Genomic DNA, 20,108 nt, shown 5'->3' with positions numbered 1-20,108 from the left:
GCAGTACGCAGTTTCCGACACCATCCCGACGAGACACTCTTGCGCTCGCCCTTGATCGGGTCTATGAGCCCCGTCCCGTTCAACCTGTACGTTCAACTCTGAGGAGACCAGCCGTGAGTACTTTGTGGCGATCGACACATTCCGTGCCGACGCTCTCAGTGCGTCCGGCTGACAGTCATCCAATCATGTTGAACGACAATGGCACAGTCATTGATTCAGCGCCGGCGGGAGGCCGAGCGCGCGCGGGTTGAAGCCTACGAGCTGTCGCTGCGGCATGTGTCGCAGCGGACGCGCCCTCCACCGGATTTCAAGAATGCGATCTGCGAGGCCAAGCGTGGCTTCGAGGCCGACATCGTGCGCGATGCCGAGGCCTGGCAGCCGCGGATGAAGACTCGCGATGCCGCGCGTCTTCGTCTTGCCGCGGCTCGCCATCTCTTAGCGCGCTATCCCGTCGCAGAACATCTGGAGCAGATCTGGATCGACGGCGCGGGACTGGGCGTCGACGAGATCCGCTTGCGCAAGCGCTGGTACATCGCGGCGGCCGGCGGCGGTTCGCTCTACGCTGCCGGTGCGGCCGAATGGCTGTCTCGCAAGGAGGTCCATGCGTTCCTCAATCCGTTGGGGAAGGCCGGCTTCGAGGCTGCGATCTGGCAGGCGATTGCGCGTTCCTATGCGACCGATCCGGCTGTTGCGATGCGGATCGCGCGCACCAGGATCACGCAGACGCAGCGCGCTCAGCATCGCTTCTGGCGCGAGGTGGTGCGCTTCTTCTGCGCGCATCCGACCACGGTCGAGGATATGGATGACTTCCATGACTACCTCGCCGATTGCCACCAGCGTGATCCCGAGTACACCCTCAAGGGGCGCTCACTGATCTCGCTTGGGCGGCAGATGCGCGAATGGCATCGCGATCTCGATGCGATTGCTCGTATCGAGGCCGCACGCCGTCGCGCCGAGGCGGCGCGAAACCGTGCGCGGGGGCTGGCAGAAGGCCCCGAGCAGAGCGAGGACCGTTGGCTCGGTGCAGCGATTGCGGATTGGTCATGGACCAAGTCTTCCAAGGACCGGACCAAGCGCGAAGAATACGTCGTGGTCCAGTTGCGGACCGCGGCCGATCTCGTGGCTGAGACGCGCGGCATGTGTCACTGCGTTGCCAGCTACGCGTCGAAATGCATCGCTGGGCATGCGTCGATCTGGTCGCTCCGTCGCCGTGCCTCGGGTGACGTCCAGCGGTTGCTGACCATCGAGCTTGATGCCCGTTCCCGGGCGGTTCAGGTTCGCGGGTTTGCCAACCGCCCGCCACTTGCCGAGGAGAGCAAGATCCTCGACCGGTGGGCGCAAGCGCGCGGGATCATGCTGCTGTGAGAGACGCCTGCGCCGCTTCGGCGGCGCAGGCAAAATACATGCGGCCTCCGGCAGGGGAGCTACCGGAGGCCGCGTCGTACATCGTCGTTCGCGCCTAGGATCGCGAGCACGATGTGGGAGCTCGGGAGATTCTAGAAGGGCAGCAGCACGTCCATGACCTGCTGGCCGTAGCGCGGCTGTTGCACGTCGGTGATCTGGCCGCGGCCGCCATAGGCGATGCGGGCCTGGGCGATCTTGGTGGAGTCGATGGTGTTGTCGCTCTGGATGTCCTCGGGGCGCACGATGCCGGCCACGATCAGCTCGCGGATCTCGAAATTGACGCGGATCTCCTGCTTGCCTTCGACGACCAGATTGCCGTTCGGCAGCACCTGGGTCACCACGGCGGCGACGTTGGTCTGCAGGGCTTCCTTGCGATCGACGCTGCCCTTGCCCTCGCTGGACGAGGTCGAGTCGGCGGTCAGGATGCGGCCGGGCAGGATCTTGTTCGCCTGGGTGATCGTTTGAGAGCCGATGAAGTCCGTGATGCCGGAATCTTCCTTGTTGGTGCGGCTGCGCGAGGTGTCGTTCTCGATGTTGGCCTTGTCGGTGATGTTCACGGTCACGGTCAGGAGGTCGCCGACCTGGCGGGCGCGCTGGTCCTTGAAGAAGGCGCGGCTGCCGTTGCGCCACAGCGAGTTCGGATTGTACGAGGCGACTTCCGGCTTCGGCATCGGCATCTGCACCGGCTTGTAGCCGGGCTGCGTCGTCGGATTGTCGATCGCCGACAGCTTCGGCTGTTCGCCGATCTGCGACAGGCGGTCGATCGAGGAGCAGCCGCCCAGCGCGCAAGAGGCCAGCAGGAGGCCGGAGATCGCGATGCGACGAAGACGGTAAGCCGAACGGAAAGCGGACATGACGAACTCTTACTTGGCTTGAGCTTGCGAGATGCGAGCTTGCGGGATCTGGGCTTCTGCGGTCTGGGCGGGCGACGCGGGGGCCTGCACCAGGTTGCGGAGGAGTGCCGCGGTGTCGACGGGGGCCGGCGCTTCGTCACGCTTGATCGACGAGGTCTGCTCGACCGCCGGCGCCATCGGCGCGGCCTGGCTGGCGCCCTGCACGGTGATCTGGCCGCGGCCGGTGACGATGCCGGTCAGCGTACGCTTGGAGTGCAGATTGAGCACGCTGACGCTGTCGCCCTCGGCGCCGCTCTCGATCGCCTTGCCGCGCGTGGTGAGATAGAGGCCGGGCACCTGGTAGATGATGGTGACGGCCTGGTCCCGCACCACGAAATCGGGCTTGACGATGTCGGCGGCGCGGACCGGCGTTCCTGCCCGCATCGTCCGGCGCAGCTGCATGCCGATGCTGCGATCGCGCGAGGCGGGCTCGCCGGTGACCTCGGCCTTCGGCCGGCGCTCCATCGAAAGGTCGGAAGCCTTCAGAAGCTCGGCGCGGTCGATGTCGCGGGTGAGCACGGCCACTTCCACGGTCTCGACCGCGGTGCCGGTGAAACGCAACTTGGTCGGGCTTGCGTTGCCGTCGTTGGCGATCTCGAAGGCGATGTCGAAACGGCCGCTGCGGGCATCGAAACGGGTTGCGACCGGTTGCAGCGTGCCGGTGTTGGAGGCCTCCAGGCGCGTCTCGCCGACGCTGCGATCGAACGTGATGGTGATGTTGGCCGCTTCCCCGAGGCCGAAGCGGCGCTCGAGCGCGCCGGCGACAGCATGTTCGATGTCCTTGCTCGCGAGCGTACGCGCAAGGCGGGTGACCTGGACCTCCTTGATGTCACCCGTCATGACGCCGATCACCTGCTTGGCGCGCAACACCGAGAGCACCTGGCCGACCGTCAGCGTGCCGGTGGTGCCGAGATCGGGCGAGCGATAGACCGGGATCTGGGCGGCCGATCCGGCGTTGTCGATGAGATCGCCGATCCGCACCACGTCCGAGGTCACGGAGACGCTCGCGCGCAGCGTCGGCGCGGCGATGAAATCGTCTGCGGCCGCTGCCGGCAAGGCCAGCGCGAGTAGGGTGGAGATCGTGGCGAGGGTGGCGCGGATCATCGTCATCACCTCAGCGGAACAGCGCCGTGGTCGATTGCATCATCTGGTCGGCGGCGCTGATCACCTTCGCGTTCATCTCGTAAGCGCGCTGGGCGGCGATCAGGTCGCTCATCTCCGAGACGACGTCGACATTGGCCTGCTCGAGGCTTCCTTGCGTGAGCTTGCCGTAACCCTCGGTGTTCGCGGTGCCATCCTGCGGCGCGCCGGACGAGGGGGTCTCGGTGAACTGGTTGTTGCCGACCGGCTGCAGGCCCGCCTTGTTGATGAAGCGGGTCACGCCGATCTGGCCGACGATCGAGGAGGTCGTCGAGCCCGGCAACGTCACCGAGACCTGGCCCTGCTCGCTCACGGCGATGCCCGAGGCGTTGTTCGGGATCGTGATGGTGGGCTGCACCGGGTTGCCCTGCGCGGTGACGACGCGGCCCTGATTGTCCATCTGGAAGGTGCCGTCGCGGGTGTACTGGAAGGTGCCGTCGGGCATCAGGATCTTGAAGAAGCCCTCGCCCGAGATCGCGAGATCGAGGTCGTTGCCGGTCTGCGACAGCGTTCCCTGCGTCATGCTGCGCGGGGTGCCGACGGTCTTGACGCCGCCGCCAATGTCGACGCCGACCGGCAGGATGGTGCCCTGGTCCGACGACTGGGCGCCGACGCGGCGGACGTGCTCGTAGATCAGGTCCTGGAACGCCGCCGTCTGCTTCTTGAAGCCGGTGGTGCGCAGGTTCGCGATGTTGTTGGAGATCACCTGAACGTTGAGTTCCTGTGCCGCCATTCCGGTCGCTGCGGTGTGAAGCGCCTGCATGTCAGTTCTCCTTCAATCAGGCCGGAACGTCGGCGAGCTTTTCGATCGCCGATTTGTGGAGGTCGCTCTGCTGCTGCAGCAAATTGGCGACCGCGGTATAGCTGCGCATCACCTCGACCATGCGGGTCATCTCGCTGACGGCATTCACGTTCGATTTCTCGACGTAGCCCTGCTGCAGGGTGGACTTGGTCTCGGCCTGCGGGTTCGCCCCACCGGCGGCATAGAGATTGGCGCCGAGCTTGGTCAGCTTGGTCGGATCGTCGAACGAGACCATGCGGATCTTGCCGCGGATCGAGTCGGTCCGCGCCGTGCCCTCGAGCACGGTGACGGTGCCGTCGGGCGCGACGTTGATGTCGTGGTCGGTGGGCTGGAAGGTGATCGGGCCGGCATTGCCGAGCACGAGATTGCCGTCTGCGGTGACGAGCTGGCCGGTGCTGTTCAGCGAGAACTTGCCGTCGCGGGTGTAGAACTCGCCGCCATTGCCCTGCACCGCGAAATAGGCGTTGCCGTTGATCGCCATGTCGAGCGGACTGTTGGTCGGCTCCATCGGCCCCTGGGCGATGTTGCGAAAAGTGCCGCGGTCGTGGACATAGGAGACCTGGCGGTCGCGGCCGATGAAATTGTCCTCGCGCGCGTTCGAGTTGAGATACTCCTCGAACAGCGAATGGTCCGACTTGAAGCCGTTGGTGTTGGCATTGGCGACGTTGTTGGCGATGACATCGATCTGCCGCTCCAACGTCATCTGCCGTGACAAGCCGATCAGACGCGCGTTCTGCATCGGAAATCTCCCCTGAGCGGATCTGCCATTTCGCTCTCCCAAGCGCCTCGGCGGATCCCGTGAACGAGACCTCGGGTTCTCCCAAACCGTAAGGTCTCGGCGCTTTCTCAGCGAAAGCCGTGCCAGTTTTAAAAGCTGTGCGATTTCAGATGGTTGTCGATTTTTGATGGGTGCGAAAGGGCGGCAGAAAGGTTCTGTTAGCCATGCTTGCCCGGCAGATTTTTCCTAGCGGAGGCGCAATCGAAAGGTTCCGTTAACCATTATTACCGTAGCGTTTGACATCAGAGGAGCGCACTGCGCTGGGGGCATTCGTACCGCGTCACGGTCTGCCAGGAGGCTTCGCTCTTTCGACCCCTTTGAGAGATGAACGAGCGCGGCACACATGGCAGAGAATGAAGAAGGCGGCGCAGCCGCCGAGGGTGCGGAAGCCGCTCCGCCGAAGAACAAGCTCAAGCTCATCATCATGGTCGTCGGCGTGCTCGCCGTGCTCGGCGGCGGTGCTGCGACCTGGTTCTTCTTCTTCCGTCACGCCGAGGGCGAGCACCATGCCGAGGCCGCGCCGCCGCCCAAGCCGCCGGCCTTCGTCGACGTCCCCGACCTGATGGTCAACCTCGCCGGCTCGCCCGGCGAGCGGGTGCAATATCTGCGGCTGAAGATCGTGCTGGAGCTGAAGGAAGAGAAGCAGGTCGAGGCGATCAAGCCGACGATGCCGCGCGTCACCGACATCTTCCAGACCTATGTGCGCGAGCTGCGTCCCTCCGACCTCAACGGTTCCGCCGGCATCTTCCGCCTCAAGGAGGAGCTGACCAAGCGCGTCAACGCGGCGGTCGCCCCGATCCAGGTCAGCGCGGTGCTGTTCAAGGAAGTCGTGGTCCAGTGATGGCGTCAGGGAAGGTGACGGACTAGCGTCATGGCCGGCAACGAGCAAATGGACCAGGATGCGATTGCCGCCCAATGGGAGGCGTCGCTCGATTCCGAGGATCCCGCGGAGGCCGCAAAGGCTGCCGCCGAGAACGAGCTGTCGGAGACCATGGCCCTGCAATGGGCGGCCATGGTCGAGGACGGCAGCCGCGATCTCGGCAGCGGCAAGAACTCCGGCGAGCGGGTGCTGTCGCAGGAGGAGATCGACAATCTCCTCGGCTTCACCGTCGGCGACATCACGCTCGACGACCATTCCGGCATTCGCGCGATCATCGATTCGGCGATGGTCTCCTACGAGCGTCTGCCGATGCTCGAAATCGTCTTCGACCGCCTGGTGCGGCTGATGACGACGTCCTTGCGCAACTTCACCTCCGACAACGTCGAAGTCTCGCTCGACCGCATCACATCGGTGCGTTTCGGCGACTACATGAACTCGATCCCGCTGCCTGCCGTCCTCACCGTCTTCAAGGCCGAGGAGTGGGAGAACTTCGGCATGGCGACGGTCGATTCCAACCTGATCTATTCGATGATCGACGTGCTGCTCGGCGGCCGCCGCGGCACCAGCCAGCTCCGCATCGAGGGCCGGCCCTACACCACGATCGAGACCGAGCTGGTCAAGCGGCTGGTCGAGGTGGTGCTGACCGATGCCGAGCAGGCGTTCCGGCCGCTGTCGCCGGTGACTTTCACGATCGACCGGCTCGAAACCAATCCGCGTTTCGCCGCGATCAGCCGCCCCGCCAACGCCGCGATCCTGGTCCGCCTGCGCATCGACATGGAAGACCGCGGCGGCAATATCGAGCTGCTGCTGCCCTACGCGACCATCGAGCCGATCCGGGGCGTCCTGCTCCAGATGTTCATGGGCGAGAAGTTCGGCCGCGACCCGGTCTGGGAGGGCCACTTCGCCACCGAGATCGTGCAGGCCGAGATCGCCGTCGATGCCGTGCTCTATGAGGCCGACATTCCGCTCAAGCAGCTGATGCGGCTCAAGGTCGGGGACACGCTGCCGCTCGACATGCGCGCCGACGCCAACGTCACCGTGCGCTGCGGCGACGTCACGCTGACCGAGGGGCGGATGGGCCGGGTCGGCGACCGCGTGGCGATCCGGGTGACGAAACCCTTGCGCAAGCCAAGTACGACACTTGCGATGTTCGAGAAGGTCGACGAGCAGAACAAGATGATGGAGGCCCCATGAACCACTCCCTGGGAATGGCGATCGAGACGCTGGTGGCTATCCTGCTGATGTTGACGATCGTCTACTGCGTCATGCTCAACAAGCGGCTGACGCGGCTGAAGGCGGACGAGCATTCGCTGAAAGCCGTCATCGGCGAGCTGATCACCGCGACCGAGATCGCCGAGCGCGCGATCGGCGGGCTGAAGCTCGCCGTGCGCGACGTCAACGAGAACCTCGGCAGCCAGCTCGCCGCCGCGACGCAGATGTCGGACCAGCTCCACAAGCAGCTCGGCGAAGCCGACAACGTGGTGCGCCGCCTGTCCAAGATCGCGAGCGCCGCGCGTCCCGTGACCAACCCCGAGGCGGTTGCCGCGCCCGCGGCCAAGCCGTCATCGGCGAAGGCGGTGGCGGCGGCGGCCGAAGCCTTTTCCGAACGCCGACGATCCAACGGCCTTGCCGCATGAAGCCCTGGCATGAAGACTTGGCATGAAGTCCTTTCGTAATATCCGCGTCATTCCAGTCGTCCTGGTTGCCGTCGCAGGCCTCGCCACGCTGAAGGTGGCGGGCCTCGCGATCAACGGCGGCTATGTGTTCGACTACAAGCCGAACCAGGGCAAGAAATCCTGGGCGGAAGAGAACCTGAATTTTCCGACCGGCCGCGAGGATCTCGATATCACGGGATCCAGCGCGCCGAAGGAACCGCCGAAGCCGGCCGCACCCGAGACCAAGATGGAGGGCGGCACCCCGGTCAAGATCGACGAGACCCAACCGCAGATCTCGGCCTCGGAGCGCGCGGTGCTGGAACGGCTGCAGGCGCGGCGGCAGGAGATCGAGGCGCGCCAGCGCGAGATCGACATCCGCGAGAGCCTGCTCAAGTCCGCAGAGAAGCGTATCGAGAACAAGGTCGAGGAGATGAAGGCGGTGGAAACCCGCATCTCCGCGACGCAGGCCGAGCAGAAGGCCGCCGAAGCCCAGCGCATGAAGGGCCTCGTCATCATGTATGAAGGCATGAAGCCGAAGGATGCCGCGCGGGTGTTCGACCGGCTCGAGATGGGCGTGCTGATCGAGATCGCCTCGGCCATCGCGCCGCGGAAGATGTCGGACATCATGGGGCTGATGTCGCCGGAAGCGGCCGAGAAGCTGACCGTCGAGATGGCCCGACGGGCCAATGGCGGCGGCGATCAATCCGCCTCGGCCGGCGAATTGCCGAAGATCGACGGCAGGCCGACGCAAAAGCCGAATTGAGGGCTCATACTTAAGAAGTCCTTAGATAGGACGCCCGAAAAGCTGCTGAAAATCAATGAGGCTGTGCGCCCTGTGCGCCGGCAGGTCGCACAGCTATTTCTTTCGCGAGGCCACTCGCGCGGCAGCGATGCGACGGTGAGCCTCGAGCACGGCGAGATCGTAGACCTTGGCCGTGGTGTCAGAGTCGGCGGTGTGCCCCATCAACTTCTTCACATCGTCGAGCGGCGCGCCGGCAGCACGCGCTTCAGTCGATCCAGACTTGCGGAGATCGCGGCTCCAGACCTTCGCCGATAGCCCGACAGCCTCTTTTACCTCGCACCACACGTCGTGGAACTTGTCGTGGCGGTAGGGAAAGCCGGTCTTCGGGTTGACGATGAGCGGGCCAATGCGCTCGGCTTCCGGAATAAGCGCGAGCTCCTCCATCACCATCGGGCAAGCCGCGAGGTCGATCACCACCGGCAACCCGGTCGTAAACTCCGTCTTCGTCGGCGTCCATCGAAGGATGAGGTTCTCGTCGACATGAGCCCAGGTCGGTCCGATCCACTTCGTGCCGTGATCGTGCACGGCCGACGGCTGAGGATCCGAGATCGGAAACCACTGGCCGGTGACATCCCATTGCCGTACCGCGCCTTCGAACTGGATCGCGTAGCAGAGTGCCGCACGCGGATGACCGATTGCATGCGCCGCGGCCCGGGCCTTCACAATCACCTCCGCCGGCAACGCAACATCACGCGGCTTGAGAGTCTCGAACCGGATCGCGTCGAGCACGGCGCGAAATTCAACGCAGCCTGGCTTGCGGCACAGAATCCCGAAGGAGAGGGCGGCTTTCAGGACGTAGACGGCCATGCGCGCTTTCGCTACCTGGCGCTTTGTCTTGCCTTCCGCCGGCTCGGACCATGCTGCGAACCAGCGCTTCACGTCGCGGCCATCACAGGCGTTGATCAGGCGCTCGCCGATGTTGGTGCGCATCATGCGCAAATAGACATCATACGGCACGCGCGAAGAGCGCTTCAGCTTGTGATAGGGGCTCTCCTTATCGACCTGATACAAGTCGAATAACGAGCGGAAGGTCCCGTCGAACTGTGGATCGATGTTCGACCGCTTGCCGTTCAGCCAGGACAGCATCTCGGCCTGCAGGCGCTCGCAGCGCTGCCGGAGCTGCGCCGAATTATCGGCGAGCGAGGTCAGGTGCACGGATTTGAGGGGATAGCCTTCAGCGATGGCCGCCTTGCTGGCGCGCCAGACCGGGCGTTTGCCATTGTATCTCAGGCCCGGCGGGCGCTTTTCGTTTTCCACGGTCCCCAATCCTCCGGCCCGTCACGCGAGGCGACTGGCTGGGCAGTGTCCAGGCGGTACTCGTGGTCGAAAAAACGCTTGATTGCCGGGGTGTACCGGCCGCCCATTTCGGCGTCGATTTTGGGGAAGCCGCGACCCTCAAGTAAAGGGGCAAGCTGGCGCCAGTGAGCATATTTCCCCGGTCCTAACAGGGCGACCGAAATTGCCTCTTCCTCGGCGAAGAGGGGCAAATTGTCGAGCGACTGAAAGCGGTTGGACATGTCTCGACCTGGATTAGAGGCATGCCGCGGGGCGGCATGCCAATAGAAGCTATGACCAGACGGATTGATCGCCGCCTATCGTGTCGATCAGCCGCGTGTTGTTGTCGTGCCCGACTGGGGCATCGAGCGACCACGGCGAATCCACGCCACCATATGCTTTCGTCGGATTTTGCTTGTAGAACTCGGAGATAAATTCCTTCATGCGACTTGGCGTCTTTGTGATGCCGAACGGCACCCGCCGGAAGACGCGTCTCCGGTGCGCTTCGATAACCATACCGACGATCTCGTCTTTGTCGCTGCGTGGTAAGTGGGCAGGAATAAGCGACAGGATCCATTGATATTGCTGACGGCCGTTCTTCGCGACCTTTCGTCGGAGCATCCTCTGCCGGGCACCGGAAGCCCATTTGCGGCAGATAGCGTCGAACTCTGGGTCACGGCGTCGCGTGCGGTAGAGTGCGTTCACATCGACGAGTGCTCTTATTGCACCATAGGTGAGTCCGCGTTTCATTGCGTCGATGGCTATTGCGCGTTGTTCAGGGCTTAACGAAGGGCCGGTCTTCATCACCTGCTCGATCTTGCAAGCCTTGCATTCACGTCCGAGTTTCCTGCGGAGGGTGTTTTCAGGGGTATACTCGTGGCCACGCTTGCAGTGCGTCATTGCCCGTCTACGGAAGACCCCCATCTTCTCAAGCTTGCTTCTTTTGCCCGGCTCTGCGTTGCGCTCGACCAAGGGTTTCGCCTTTGCGGCCCACTCTGGGAAGAGCTGGCAATGGGAGTGATATCCTTCGTAGGAAGCGCCCGGGATCAAAGCATCTTTCAGAACGGCGCCGGCTTCTAGACGTGCCATGACGATATCCGCGTTCGCCATCCCTTTGAGCTCATTTGGCGAGCGTCCTTTGCGTGAGGCGTAAACATTGGACATAAGCACGTTTTCGGACTTTGGGTTGGCAGCACTGCTCACACACTGAACGCTTGTCTTTTGTTGGGTTTTCATAGCCAAGCCTTTCTCGTGGTTTGAAGCCGGCGAATCACCGGCACTCCGAGGAGGCGCGGGACAATTGACTGATCTGTGGCCTGAGAGGCGGACGCGACTGGCCCGGGGCCAGAGCCGTCGCGTCCGCCTGGGATCCAATGTCAACGGAGGGCGGAGACATTGGAAGCTTCATTTTGGTTTGGCGAGGCAAGCGGCAAGGCGCTTGCTCAAGGAGGCAACTTGGTAGGCGCTCAGCTCGTAACGATAGCGCGGCTTCGCCTGCTCCATCCGCGTGAGAAACGCGAGGAAGTTCGCCGCCCGGCCGGCGTCCTGCGGCGTCAGCCTGACCTTGCAGCAAGCTTCGAGGAGGAGCCTGCTGAGCGTCATTCGGCGGGCGCCCGCTTCGATGCGCAGTGACCACAGGCCGGACCGCTTCTGATCTTCGATCAGCGCCTCAGTGGCCAGCTTCAAACGTTCAAGCAGGGCGATCTTCTTTTGCTTCAAGCAAAGTATGTTGTTGGATCCTTCGCCCTGGTCCCGAGCGTCGTCGATCCAGTTGTTATAGAAGCGAATGATCTCGCTGGCGGAGCTTGCTTCCAGCCCGCCCAAGCTCATCTGAACCGAAGGAAAGGGTACCTTTCGGTTTGCAGGCAGTTCGGCCTCCAATTTCCGGAGGCGGATCTGGGCGTTCTTGAACGATTGAAACGCCTTCTCCGCATCTGCGAAGAGCACGGCTGCCGATCGATCACCGTTGCGCGCTTTGCGGGTGGCCTTCAACAACTCCACGCTTCTGTCCAGCCTCGCCTTGTAAAACAGATCGTGGAAGGAAGTCTGATTTCTGAGACGCGCGCTCGGCTCAGGGAAGCGAGCCGACTTGGCCTTGGCTCCGCTCGACGCCCCTCTAGCCGGGACGAAGAATGGAGGAGCCTTCGCGGTGCCGATAGCAGTGCCATGGCTGAGAAAGGCCGCCGGCTTCGTGCTTTGGACCTCTAGCATCGCTTGTGCTCCTATCTGGCGCTGGGAAAGCGCTCACCGAGGACTTCGGCGGCGGTCCGCATCATGAATTTCAGTTGGCCGTCCTCGGGCGTGAAGAAAACGTTGCGCATTCCATCGCGGCCGGCGAACGCCAGCAGGTCTATGACCTCCTCGATGGTGCGCGGACGGTAGTTGACGATCTCGTCTTCAGCCGCCGACCAGGCCCTATGGGCCTTGTTCAGCATACGCTTGGCATGATCGAGGCCACGCGGCTTATGCTGCTCGCGGGCGGCAACCTGAGCGTCCCAATCAGCGAGAAGGGCAACGAAGCGCGCTTCTAGCTGCTGGCGTTCTTCCTCGCTGGCAGCTCGAGCCAGCATCTTCGGGCGGTCCTCGTCGATCGCCTCGCGCGATGGGTAGAACCAGTCCCCGCCCTCAAGCTCGATATCGGGCTTGCCGTCCATCACGATCCGGGAGGGAAGGCGGGTACCGCCTTTCACTTTCGGCCCTGCGCCGGCCGCCTTGCGAAACTCGTCGCTCAGCCGGTCCTCGCGACTGGACCACTTCTCGACTTCGGCGACCGCTGCATTGAGCTTGTCGATAAGACCCGCCAGCGTCTTGCTTGCCGGCTTGCGCGGGGTGGTGCCGCGGGCGGTCGGGAGAATGAGGTTCGGGGTTGCCATCACGCAGCCCTCCGCACTTCCGGCCAGTCGAGCGTCCAGCCGTAAAGCCGCCCCCACAGCGGCTCGATCTCCTGCGTGAAGGCGGTGAGGAGATCGGACTCCATGTTGCTGATCTCGCCGGCTTCGGCCTTGGTCAGGTGGTCGTGCTGATAGCTGAGCACGCCACCGACGACGCCGAGCTGGACGGCGAGGATTCCGATGTGCCGCTGCTGAGCAGGCGTCAGGCGATCCCAGGCGGTGGCAGGATCGAAAGATTTGACTTCAAAGTAAGTAGGAAGACGATCGTCTGGTGAAGCAATCATAGTATGGCCCCGTCGTTGTGACAGGGTCATAATTGCATTTATGCACGATTACGTCAACAGAAATCGTGTATTTATTCACTGTCGTCATTTTTCGTACGGTAGTTCGTAGACGATGAATTGAAGGGCTCTATCCTCTCCGCCTCTGACAATCGAAGAAATTCTTCCGATGATTCGATATTCATCATTCCCTTCATAATTGTCCAACAGCACTGGCTCCAAGTGAGGCCGCAGCTTCTTTTTGCGATCTAAGTGATCCTCATAGGATGCACTCACGAGCTGCCAATGGCCGGGAGCTTGGATGCGCCTCATGAAACGAGCTGTCATTTCGAATTGAAAGCCATCTTTCGAACGACGTTCGACAATAACTGGTCCGGCCCCTATGCCGTGAGGAATGTTGATGGTTTTCACTCTGGCCAAGAACTCTGGAGTGATCCGCTCACAAAGCAGAAAATCTCCTTCGTCTGCTATCAAGCTTGCGCTGTTATCAGCCATCATGCAGGCGAAAGCATTTTCAGGCTTGATGGAAGTGTCGACCAAGTGGAGTGGCATCAATTCGAACTCTGGGAGCGGAGACATTGTCTGCCAGACGCCCGCGGCGACTTTGCCGGCAACGATCGTTCCGCGATAGGGCCATTTGGTAGGATCCCCAGTCAGGGGATTGTCATCGATGCGGCGATTGTCGTGAAAAATCGCCGCTGCAATGTCCGCGGAATCTTTTGCGTCCAGAAAAGGCGCCGGATTGATCTTCGAGAAATTCGCTATTTTCTCGATTGTTTTGGTTGAAAGCGCGAATTTGTGGTTCGGGTCGTTGAGCGCTCTGGTAAGCGTCGAAGGTTGCACGCCGGCCTTAAGCGCTAGGGCGCCGGGCTTCAGCTCGAGGGTTTCCAACACGTGACGGACGTAGGCTAATGCTGCGGCTTGGAGGTTCATCTCAGCACTGTATATGATGCTTATTTGCACGGCATCGTGCATTAATTCATTTTAGTCCTTGCAGATCGCCTTATTTCGTGTATAAATGCACGATATGCAGATCAGTCGAGATATTTGCGCCATTCAGGCGCGGCTTCGCCAAGCCCAAGTTTCGCTCGAGCGGTTGCTGGCGGATGCCAAAGTCAACCGCTCCACTTGGAGCAGGTGGCGAGCTGATAAAGTTAGTCCGACCCTTTCCAAATGGCGCTCTGTGGAGAGGGCAATCGAGCGGCTGGCACCTAATGCAACGTCCAGCCCATCCTCCGATAATACAAGGGCCCGTGACGCCGGATCATGTCCGCATCCCACGCCCGAAACCGAATTAGAGCCGCGAGCTGATTCAAATCGCGAGCCCGATACTGCGGCTCGCTCCTGCGGTGTCTCGTCTTCATCCGAACCATCCTCTCAGGAGCAGGAGCACGCCTCCGGCCACGATTGAATTTCGCGGATCCGCCGCGCCTGGAAACAAAGCGGACCGCAAAACAAACTTCGTAAGCGTCTGAGTAAGCGTACCGAACATCCGTGCCTTCTCCTGGAAACAGGAGAAAGCACGGATGACATCGGAAAAATCCGACAAGACGTCGGAGGGAAGAATGAGTGTGGGGCGTCAAACGACTTTGACCGAGGCGGCGGAGCTGCTGCGTACGATCGCAGGGGAGCGCGAAGCCGGCGAAAGCATCAAAGGCGTGTTTCGACGCCTGAGCCGGCGCCTCAATGGGTGGTCGGACAGTCGCGTGCGTGACGTATGGCACAGGGACGAGCGCGTGCGTATCCGCGCTGAAGAGCTAGAGCAATTGCGCGCCGTAGCCGGAGCGAAGCGCGCGGAAGGCAAATATGAGCTTGAAGAACTTCGCGACAGAATATCTCGGCTCGAGCGCCTCCTGGAGACGAGCGACGCGTCGTTTCATAGCGAGACGCTTGCTGTCCTGCGGGATCAAGGGCGCCAAGTGGGTTGAGACCTTGGCGCTGTGGATCGACCCGACGCTGGAGGAAGAGGCATGAGCCAATTGCTTGCACCGGACGAGCTGAGCCAATTGGAAGCGTGCGAGCGTGTCATTGAACGGGCGCGCTCAGCATTCACCGAGGCGGGCCGGTCGCTCCGCGACATTCGCGACGGCAAACTGTACCGCGCCTCCCACGATACTTTCGAGGCGTACTGCCGGGAGCGTTGGGGCTACAGCCGAAGCCGCGCCTACGAGTTGATCGACCAGGCCGGCGTGGTCGCTGACATCGAAACCGCCACGGGCGCCGTTTTGTCCGACGCGTCGGACATTTCGGCGCGGGAGGTCAAGGCAATCAAGGCGCGACCTGAGGCGATTGCCGAGCTCAAGGAGCGGGTCGAAGCCGGCGAGGAGCCGGCCGCAGCGCTCCGAGGCGTCGTTGATCTAGCGCTCGCCGAGCGTCAGCCAGCCGCGCCGATTCCGCCGACCGCTCCTGCGCCGCGCCTCTCGTCAACGCCGCCGGACCTTGCTGACAAACGCCAGGACCGGATCGAAGAGCTCGAGGCGACCGTCGAGGACCTGACCGAGGAGAACGCAAAACTCAAGGCTAAGATCGCTGCCTTGGAGCCGATGCGTCTGGAATATGAGCGCGGAGGGTTTGCCGAGGTGATCGCAGGCCTTGGCGAGCAGATCCGAGTGCTCAAGACCCGTGTTGAATCCGAGAGCCAAGACAAGGTCAAAAACCTGCGTTCGGCCGAGTACTGGAAACGGAAGGCCATCGAGGCTGGATACTCCAATCACGTGGTGATCGACCTCGAAACTCTCGAGGAGGTCAAGCATGGCTGACGCCAGTTCCATCCTCAGCCGCATCAGATCATTTGGCGCCAATGTCATGACAGACAAGGGCAAACTCATCGTCGTGAACCGCGATAAACTCCCGGCAGGCGCGATGGACGTCATCAAGCAACACAGTCGGGACATTGCGGCGCTTCTGGACCGCGAAGCGGACTTCGAGGAGCGTGCTGCCATCATCGAATACGAGGGCGGTCTGAACCGAGCAGTTGCCGAGTATCTGACGCGGCTTCTGATGGCCTCGCCTCCAGAGGGGGCCGAAAGCGACTGGTCCTGGTTCGTCGGACAGGCATCGCAGATCATCGATCGATCCGTGCCGCGGAGGGCAGCATGAACATGCTCTTTGCGCCTCCGGCAACAGAGATCAGGCTGCGGCCATATCAAGCCGACGTCGTCGAGAAGCTGCGCTGCGGCATCCGCGCAGGTTGCCGGCGCCAAGTGCTGGTGGCCCCGACAGCGGCTGGTAAGACCGAGATGGCGATGAAGGTGATCCAGGAGGCGCAGCGCAAGGGTTCGCGCGTCTGGTTCATCGTGGACCGGGTTTCGCTGATCGACCAGACCAGCGAACGATTCTCGCGCCACGGGATTGACCACGGTGTTATCCAGGCCGACCATTGGCTGACTGACTACGGACGCCGGGTCCAGATCGCGAGCGCGCAAACTCTGGCCCGGCGCAAGATCGAGGATGATCTTCTCCCCGATCTGATCGTAATTGACGAGTGCCATTGCCGTTATAAGTCAACGGCCGACATTGTCGCGCGCGTCTTGGCCGCCAGAGTGATAGGGCTCACGGCGACGCCATTTACCGCTGGAATGGCCGAGGATTGGGACGGCCTGGTCAACTCAATCACCGTCAACCAGCTCCTGGCGCAAGGTTTCCTAACTCCGCTCAGAATCAAGGCGTGCGTGTCGCCGGACATGAGCGGAGCTAGGAAGAAATTCAACGGCGAGTACGAGGAGGAGGAGGCGGGAGCGCGCGGCATCACCATCGTAGGTGATGTCGTCAGCACATGGATTGAGCAAACGAGCAAGCACTTCGGAGGGAAGGCCAAGACGATCGTCTTTTCGCCGTCCGTGAAGCACGGAGCGGAGTTGTGCAAGCAGTTCAACGCTGCCGGATTCAATTTTGAACAAATCAGCTATCTCGATGGCGATGACGATGACCGCCGGTCGTTGATCTCTGAATTCCGGAAGCCCAACAGCGAGGTCGACGGGCTAGTGAGCTGCGCTGTGCTCACAAAGGGCTTCGACGTTCCGGATGTGAAGGTCGGAATTTCATGCCGCCCGTATCGCAAGTCGTTCTCCTCGCATATCCAGGAGATGGGCCGGGTGATGCGTATTGCACCAGGCAAGGAGTTCGGGCTTTGGCTTGATCACTCCGGGAACAGTATTGCGTTCGCCGACGATACCGCGTGGCTGTTCGAGAATGGCGTCGATAGCCTGTCAAACGCTCAGAAAAAGGACAGCGTAGTCCGCGAGCCGCAGGAGAAAACCCGCAAGGAGCAATTCTGCGCCGACTGCGGCATGCAGATGGTGGCCGGCAGCATAGCCTGCAGTTCGTGTGGTTGGGAGCGTCCTCAGCGGGGCGAAATCCAAATCGTGCAAGGCGAACTGATCGACGTCGACCTTGGCGCATCAGGTTCCTTCAAGCCCCGCTCCGGGTTGCGTGCAGAGTGCCTGCGGCATCCGCGAGAAATCTGGAATGCGGCTTTGTCCTACACGACAGCTGCGTCGAGCAAGGGCCCGGATCACGCTCGCAAGTGGGCAGCCGGGATCTGGAAAGGCATTTACGAGCGCTGGCCGCCCCGTGGCTTCAACCGCATCCCGGTGGATCATTCAGCCGTGACGGCAGAACAGTTTTCGCTGATTGAGCGGGAAGTTAAGCGGTTCAGGAAGACAACGCGGAGGGCCGCATGACCAGACAACGTTCAGTTCCCGCTCCTCCACGCGACAAGAGCACGGACAAGGCCTTCGTCATAGCCGTGCTGCGTGCCATCAGCCGCAACCTGAAATCGATCGACGGAATAGTCGAGGCCGCTGGCGTCGGTCTTTCCCAGGGTCTCTTGTCGCCGGCTGCGGCCATCGCGATGACGAACCAGGTCGCGCCCGGATGTATCGAGACCGTAATGCGGGATTTCGAGGTTGCAGAGATTGGCTCTGGCTACACCCAGGAGCTCGTCGAATGACCTAGCTTCAGCTGGCCTCATCGTCGCTGCGAGGCATCATCCAACCTGACAGGCGTCGCCTGGTAAAGTTGGACGGGAGCGGGATGGCAATCCCCGTGCACGGTCACCGACATGGACCAACATAGCCCCTCTACAAGTAGCACCCGCTCTGATGTGTGGCGGAAGCGAACGGGGAAAGCGACGTCGGAAAGCGAGATTGCCCACACGAGACCCCGGCTGAAAATGACCGGGAGCCGGCCTCTCTATCGTTGCAGTGGTTTGAGGTCGGTGCCGTAGGAATCGAAGCAGCGGCTTCAGGGGTATATCCGGCCTACCGTGCTCCTCCCAAGAAAAGGGAAACCGCTACTGCAATGTGCTGAATGGCGTCCCAATCCGTGAGCCTGAAGCAGCTTCGCCCTCAACAGGCGAAGTGTGCCCCGACGAACCCATCCGAAAGCCTGATGAAGCAACGAACTAACACAGTCCTGCAAGTCGACCTGATGAGGAACGAATGGTGTCAGAACACACACTGACAGAACGGCAAGCCGAGGTTCGCGACCTACTGGCGCGCGGCTGGAGCAACAAGGAAATCGCGATGAGACTTCACATAACCGCCCGCACCGTCGAAGCACATCGCGCGAAAATCTACGAGAAAATGGGCGTCAGAAACGCCGTCGAACTGACACGGAAGATGCTGGGAGCAGCGGTATGACAGAACGCTATTGGACGGTCGCGCAGACGGTTTCGAGGATGGAGCACATCGCCCGCCGGGAGATCGAGAAGACAAATCACGGCGCGTTTATCCCGACCTATGCGCGATCGCAGAAGGTTGACGGTCTTGAGAACCGCAGGGAGATCCCGCTGTTCACTGGCTATGTATTCTTCATGACCGAGGCCGATGACAACAGGCGGCTGTACGACTGGGCGGGCATTCCTGACATCCACGGCATCTATCGCGTACCGGCCAACCCGACGGGTAAGGCTCAGCGTGTCACCGATCGGGAAATGCTGCGAATGTTCATGGGGCATGTGCACGGCCGCCACGATGAGCGCGCGGCGCCTCGCTATACCCGCTACTACAATCCAGACCGACAATCAGCGCCCCGTAAGTCGAGCCGCAAGCCTCGACCTGGAAAACGCCTGCGCAACGCTCCGTCTATGTAGTCTCCACAATAGGCAAATCATCACACGATGTGCATGTTCAGATTAACGGTGATGTGGTCAATGGCCTTTCCGCCGGGCCTACCGATATCGGTAGAGGCCAGAGGGGCGCCTATGCCCTTTTCTGCTAGTTCGGAAACCCTTCTACTTCAGTCAAAAAGAGGCTTAGATTGTCCATTTATCGGACTCCAGCCGGTGATCATTTCTCGCGTCCAGGAGATAACCTCGAGGGCACCGACGGTATCTCGCGGCTTCCCATCGCTCGTCTTGGCGTCGCTATCATCTCGAAAATGATAGTAGGCGTGCTCCAGGTTCTTTAGGAATCGATCCTTAAACGTTGGGTCTGACTCCTGGATTGTTTGGACTAAACACGCCGCCAGCGCGGCTGCACCCGCCCTGACATTCCACTCCTCGTCTGACATTGCCATTAGACACTCCAGGTGATTAGAGGACGCATCAGAATTCACCGCCTGCGCTTGGCGATGCGTTTCCCCAGTTTATGGGGCGAGTTGAGTATCAAAGTCCTGCTTGTTACCGCCCAAAGCCTGCCGTCACCCGAGGTTGAAAAACAGGCTTGGTCAGGAGGCTGCTGTTGTTCTTCGCGGGCAACTCCCGCTCGGTCGCAATTTACCAGCGATTCGCTGCTGAGTCTCAAGAGCTCCTCTTTGTCCATCCTTTGCGCCCTGACCTCCGCAGGGGTCTTGTCGTCGGGGGGGGTAAGCGTCGATGCCTGTACTGCCAAATCCCAAACATGAGCGGTTTGCTCAAGCCCTTGCGAAGGGCAAGACGGCTGATGAGGCTTATGTTCTTGCTGGGTATTCAGAAAACCGCGGCAACGCCACGCGGCTGAAAGCAAATGAAAGCGTGTTGAAGCGAGTAGCTGAACTCCAGGAAGTCGGCTCACTTCGCGCGGAGGTCACGCTCGAGAGCCTGATCCGGGAAGCCGGCGAGCTCCAGGAGGCGGCCAAGGAAGCCAAGCAGATTTCCGCCGCTGTCGCTGCGCTGACGGCCAAGGCAAAGCTCGCAGGCCTTTGGATCGACAAGGCAGAGAACACGAACCGTAATGTTGTCGACCCCGCCCAAGTCAGTGACGCGGAACTCGCAGCCGTTCTCAAGGACAGCGGCGGCGAGGGAACTGCAGAGGCGTCGGTCGATAAGGCGCAGCTTAACTGAATACGCTAGGTCTATGGGATTTGAGCCGGCTGAGCATCACCAG

24 protein-coding genes are annotated in these 20,108 nt (G+C 61.6%); 13 read left to right on the top strand and 11 right to left on the bottom strand.

The window, feature by feature from the left end:
- Positions 1–198: 198 nt before the first annotated feature.
- Positions 199–1,365 carry a PcfJ domain-containing protein gene (locus AC3WLX_RS11540; RefSeq protein WP_492336008.1) on the top strand — a complete coding sequence of 389 codons (1,167 nt, stop codon included), beginning with the start codon at positions 199–201 and terminating at the stop codon, positions 1,363–1,365.
- A 131-nt stretch (positions 1,366–1,496) separates the two neighbouring features.
- On the opposite strand, the gene flgH is transcribed toward AC3WLX_RS11540, so the two are convergent.
- The 4 genes from flgH to flgF are packed head-to-tail and all read right to left on the bottom strand — an operon-like array spanning position 1,497 to position 4,978.
- Entirely contained in the window at positions 1,497–2,258 is a 762-nt protein-coding gene (flgH, locus tag AC3WLX_RS11535; RefSeq protein WP_492336007.1) for a flagellar basal body L-ring protein FlgH, read from the bottom strand.
- A gap of 9 nt (positions 2,259–2,267) precedes the next feature.
- On the bottom strand, positions 2,268–3,401 hold the full coding sequence (gene flgA, locus AC3WLX_RS11530; RefSeq protein WP_492336006.1) for a flagellar basal body P-ring formation chaperone FlgA: 1,134 nt from the start codon (positions 3,399–3,401) through the stop codon (positions 2,268–2,270).
- A 10-nt stretch (positions 3,402–3,411) separates the two neighbouring features.
- The gene (gene flgG, locus AC3WLX_RS11525) at positions 3,412–4,200 is read right to left on the bottom strand and encodes a flagellar basal-body rod protein FlgG (protein ID WP_291624068.1); all 789 of its coding nucleotides are present in this window, start codon (positions 4,198–4,200) and stop codon (positions 3,412–3,414) included.
- 16 nt (positions 4,201–4,216) lie between these two features.
- Complete coding sequence (gene flgF, locus AC3WLX_RS11520; protein WP_291624070.1) at positions 4,217–4,978, bottom strand: flagellar basal-body rod protein FlgF; 762 nt, start codon at positions 4,976–4,978, stop codon at positions 4,217–4,219.
- Positions 4,979–5,360: 382 nt separating this feature from the next.
- Here flgF and fliL point away from each other — a divergent pair, with 382 nt between their 5' ends.
- The 4 genes from fliL to AC3WLX_RS11500 are packed head-to-tail and all read left to right on the top strand — an operon-like array spanning position 5,361 to position 8,315.
- Positions 5,361–5,858, top strand: a complete 498-nt coding sequence (fliL, locus tag AC3WLX_RS11515) for a flagellar basal body-associated protein FliL (protein WP_291624072.1) — start codon at positions 5,361–5,363, stop codon at positions 5,856–5,858.
- A gap of 30 nt (positions 5,859–5,888) precedes the next feature.
- Positions 5,889–7,091 (top strand): flagellar motor switch protein FliM, encoded by a 1,203-nt coding sequence (gene fliM / locus AC3WLX_RS11510; protein ID WP_291624074.1) that lies wholly within the window; start codon positions 5,889–5,891, stop codon positions 7,089–7,091.
- Complete coding sequence (locus tag AC3WLX_RS11505) at positions 7,088–7,534, top strand: DUF6468 domain-containing protein (protein ID WP_492336005.1); 447 nt, start codon at positions 7,088–7,090, stop codon at positions 7,532–7,534. Before fliM ends, AC3WLX_RS11505 begins: the two co-directional genes overlap by 4 nt.
- A gap of 22 nt (positions 7,535–7,556) precedes the next feature.
- Positions 7,557–8,315, top strand: a complete 759-nt coding sequence (locus AC3WLX_RS11500; RefSeq protein WP_291624079.1) for a MotE family protein — start codon at positions 7,557–7,559, stop codon at positions 8,313–8,315.
- 93 nt (positions 8,316–8,408) lie between these two features.
- Here the strand turns inward: AC3WLX_RS11500 and AC3WLX_RS11495 are convergent, their stop codons facing one another.
- The 7 genes from AC3WLX_RS11495 to AC3WLX_RS11465 form a co-directional block, all read right to left on the bottom strand.
- Positions 8,409–9,611 carry a site-specific integrase gene (locus tag AC3WLX_RS11495; RefSeq protein WP_492336004.1) on the bottom strand — a complete coding sequence of 401 codons (1,203 nt, stop codon included), beginning with the start codon at positions 9,609–9,611 and terminating at the stop codon, positions 8,409–8,411.
- Complete coding sequence (locus AC3WLX_RS11490) at positions 9,581–9,871, bottom strand: hypothetical protein (protein ID WP_492336003.1); 291 nt, start codon at positions 9,869–9,871, stop codon at positions 9,581–9,583. Before AC3WLX_RS11490 ends, AC3WLX_RS11495 begins: the two co-directional genes overlap by 31 nt.
- Positions 9,872–9,920: 49 nt before the next feature.
- Positions 9,921–10,871, bottom strand: a complete 951-nt coding sequence (locus AC3WLX_RS11485; protein WP_492336002.1) for a hypothetical protein — start codon at positions 10,869–10,871, stop codon at positions 9,921–9,923.
- A gap of 162 nt (positions 10,872–11,033) precedes the next feature.
- Complete coding sequence (locus AC3WLX_RS11480; RefSeq protein WP_492336001.1) at positions 11,034–11,840, bottom strand: hypothetical protein; 807 nt, start codon at positions 11,838–11,840, stop codon at positions 11,034–11,036.
- Positions 11,841–11,851: 11 nt separating this feature from the next.
- A complete protein-coding gene (locus AC3WLX_RS11475) occupies positions 11,852–12,502 on the bottom strand; it encodes a hypothetical protein (RefSeq protein WP_492336000.1) in 651 nt (216 codons plus the stop codon).
- Positions 12,502–12,804 carry a hypothetical protein gene (locus AC3WLX_RS11470; protein WP_492335999.1) on the bottom strand — a complete coding sequence of 101 codons (303 nt, stop codon included), beginning with the start codon at positions 12,802–12,804 and terminating at the stop codon, positions 12,502–12,504. Before AC3WLX_RS11470 ends, AC3WLX_RS11475 begins: the two co-directional genes overlap by 1 nt.
- Before the next feature lie 84 nt (positions 12,805–12,888).
- Complete coding sequence (locus AC3WLX_RS11465) at positions 12,889–13,776, bottom strand: hypothetical protein (RefSeq protein WP_492335998.1); 888 nt, start codon at positions 13,774–13,776, stop codon at positions 12,889–12,891.
- Between the two features lie 551 nt (positions 13,777–14,327).
- Here AC3WLX_RS11465 and AC3WLX_RS11460 point away from each other — a divergent pair.
- The 8 genes from AC3WLX_RS11460 (at position 14,328) to AC3WLX_RS11425 (ending at position 20,065) form a co-directional block, all read left to right on the top strand.
- Entirely contained in the window at positions 14,328–14,729 is a 402-nt protein-coding gene (locus AC3WLX_RS11460; protein ID WP_492335997.1) for a hypothetical protein, read from the top strand.
- Between the two features lie 42 nt (positions 14,730–14,771).
- Entirely contained in the window at positions 14,772–15,560 is a 789-nt protein-coding gene (locus AC3WLX_RS11455; RefSeq protein WP_492335996.1) for a bZIP transcription factor, read from the top strand.
- The gene (locus AC3WLX_RS11450; protein WP_492335995.1) at positions 15,553–15,900 is read left to right on the top strand and encodes a hypothetical protein; all 348 of its coding nucleotides are present in this window, start codon (positions 15,553–15,555) and stop codon (positions 15,898–15,900) included. Before AC3WLX_RS11455 ends, AC3WLX_RS11450 begins: the two co-directional genes overlap by 8 nt.
- On the top strand, positions 15,897–17,483 hold the full coding sequence (locus AC3WLX_RS11445) for a DEAD/DEAH box helicase (RefSeq protein ID WP_492335994.1): 1,587 nt from the start codon (positions 15,897–15,899) through the stop codon (positions 17,481–17,483). The genes AC3WLX_RS11450 and AC3WLX_RS11445 overlap by 4 nt, the downstream gene beginning before the upstream one ends.
- A complete protein-coding gene (locus AC3WLX_RS11440) occupies positions 17,480–17,752 on the top strand; it encodes a hypothetical protein (RefSeq protein ID WP_492335993.1) in 273 nt (90 codons plus the stop codon). Before AC3WLX_RS11445 ends, AC3WLX_RS11440 begins: the two co-directional genes overlap by 4 nt.
- Before the next feature lie 490 nt (positions 17,753–18,242).
- The gene (locus tag AC3WLX_RS11435; RefSeq protein WP_492335992.1) at positions 18,243–18,443 is read left to right on the top strand and encodes a LuxR C-terminal-related transcriptional regulator; all 201 of its coding nucleotides are present in this window, start codon (positions 18,243–18,245) and stop codon (positions 18,441–18,443) included.
- Positions 18,440–18,895: a transcription termination/antitermination protein NusG gene (nusG, locus tag AC3WLX_RS11430; protein ID WP_492335991.1), complete on the top strand. Its 456-nt coding sequence runs from the start codon at positions 18,440–18,442 to the stop codon at positions 18,893–18,895. Before AC3WLX_RS11435 ends, nusG begins: the two co-directional genes overlap by 4 nt.
- 723 nt (positions 18,896–19,618) lie before the next feature.
- Entirely contained in the window at positions 19,619–20,065 is a 447-nt protein-coding gene (locus tag AC3WLX_RS11425; protein ID WP_492335990.1) for a terminase small subunit, read from the top strand.
- Positions 20,066–20,108: the final 43 nt, after the last annotated feature.

The organism is Bradyrhizobium sp. FW305-F6, from assembly GCF_058782905.1.
This window is presented reverse-complemented; position numbering and strand designations above follow the sequence as displayed.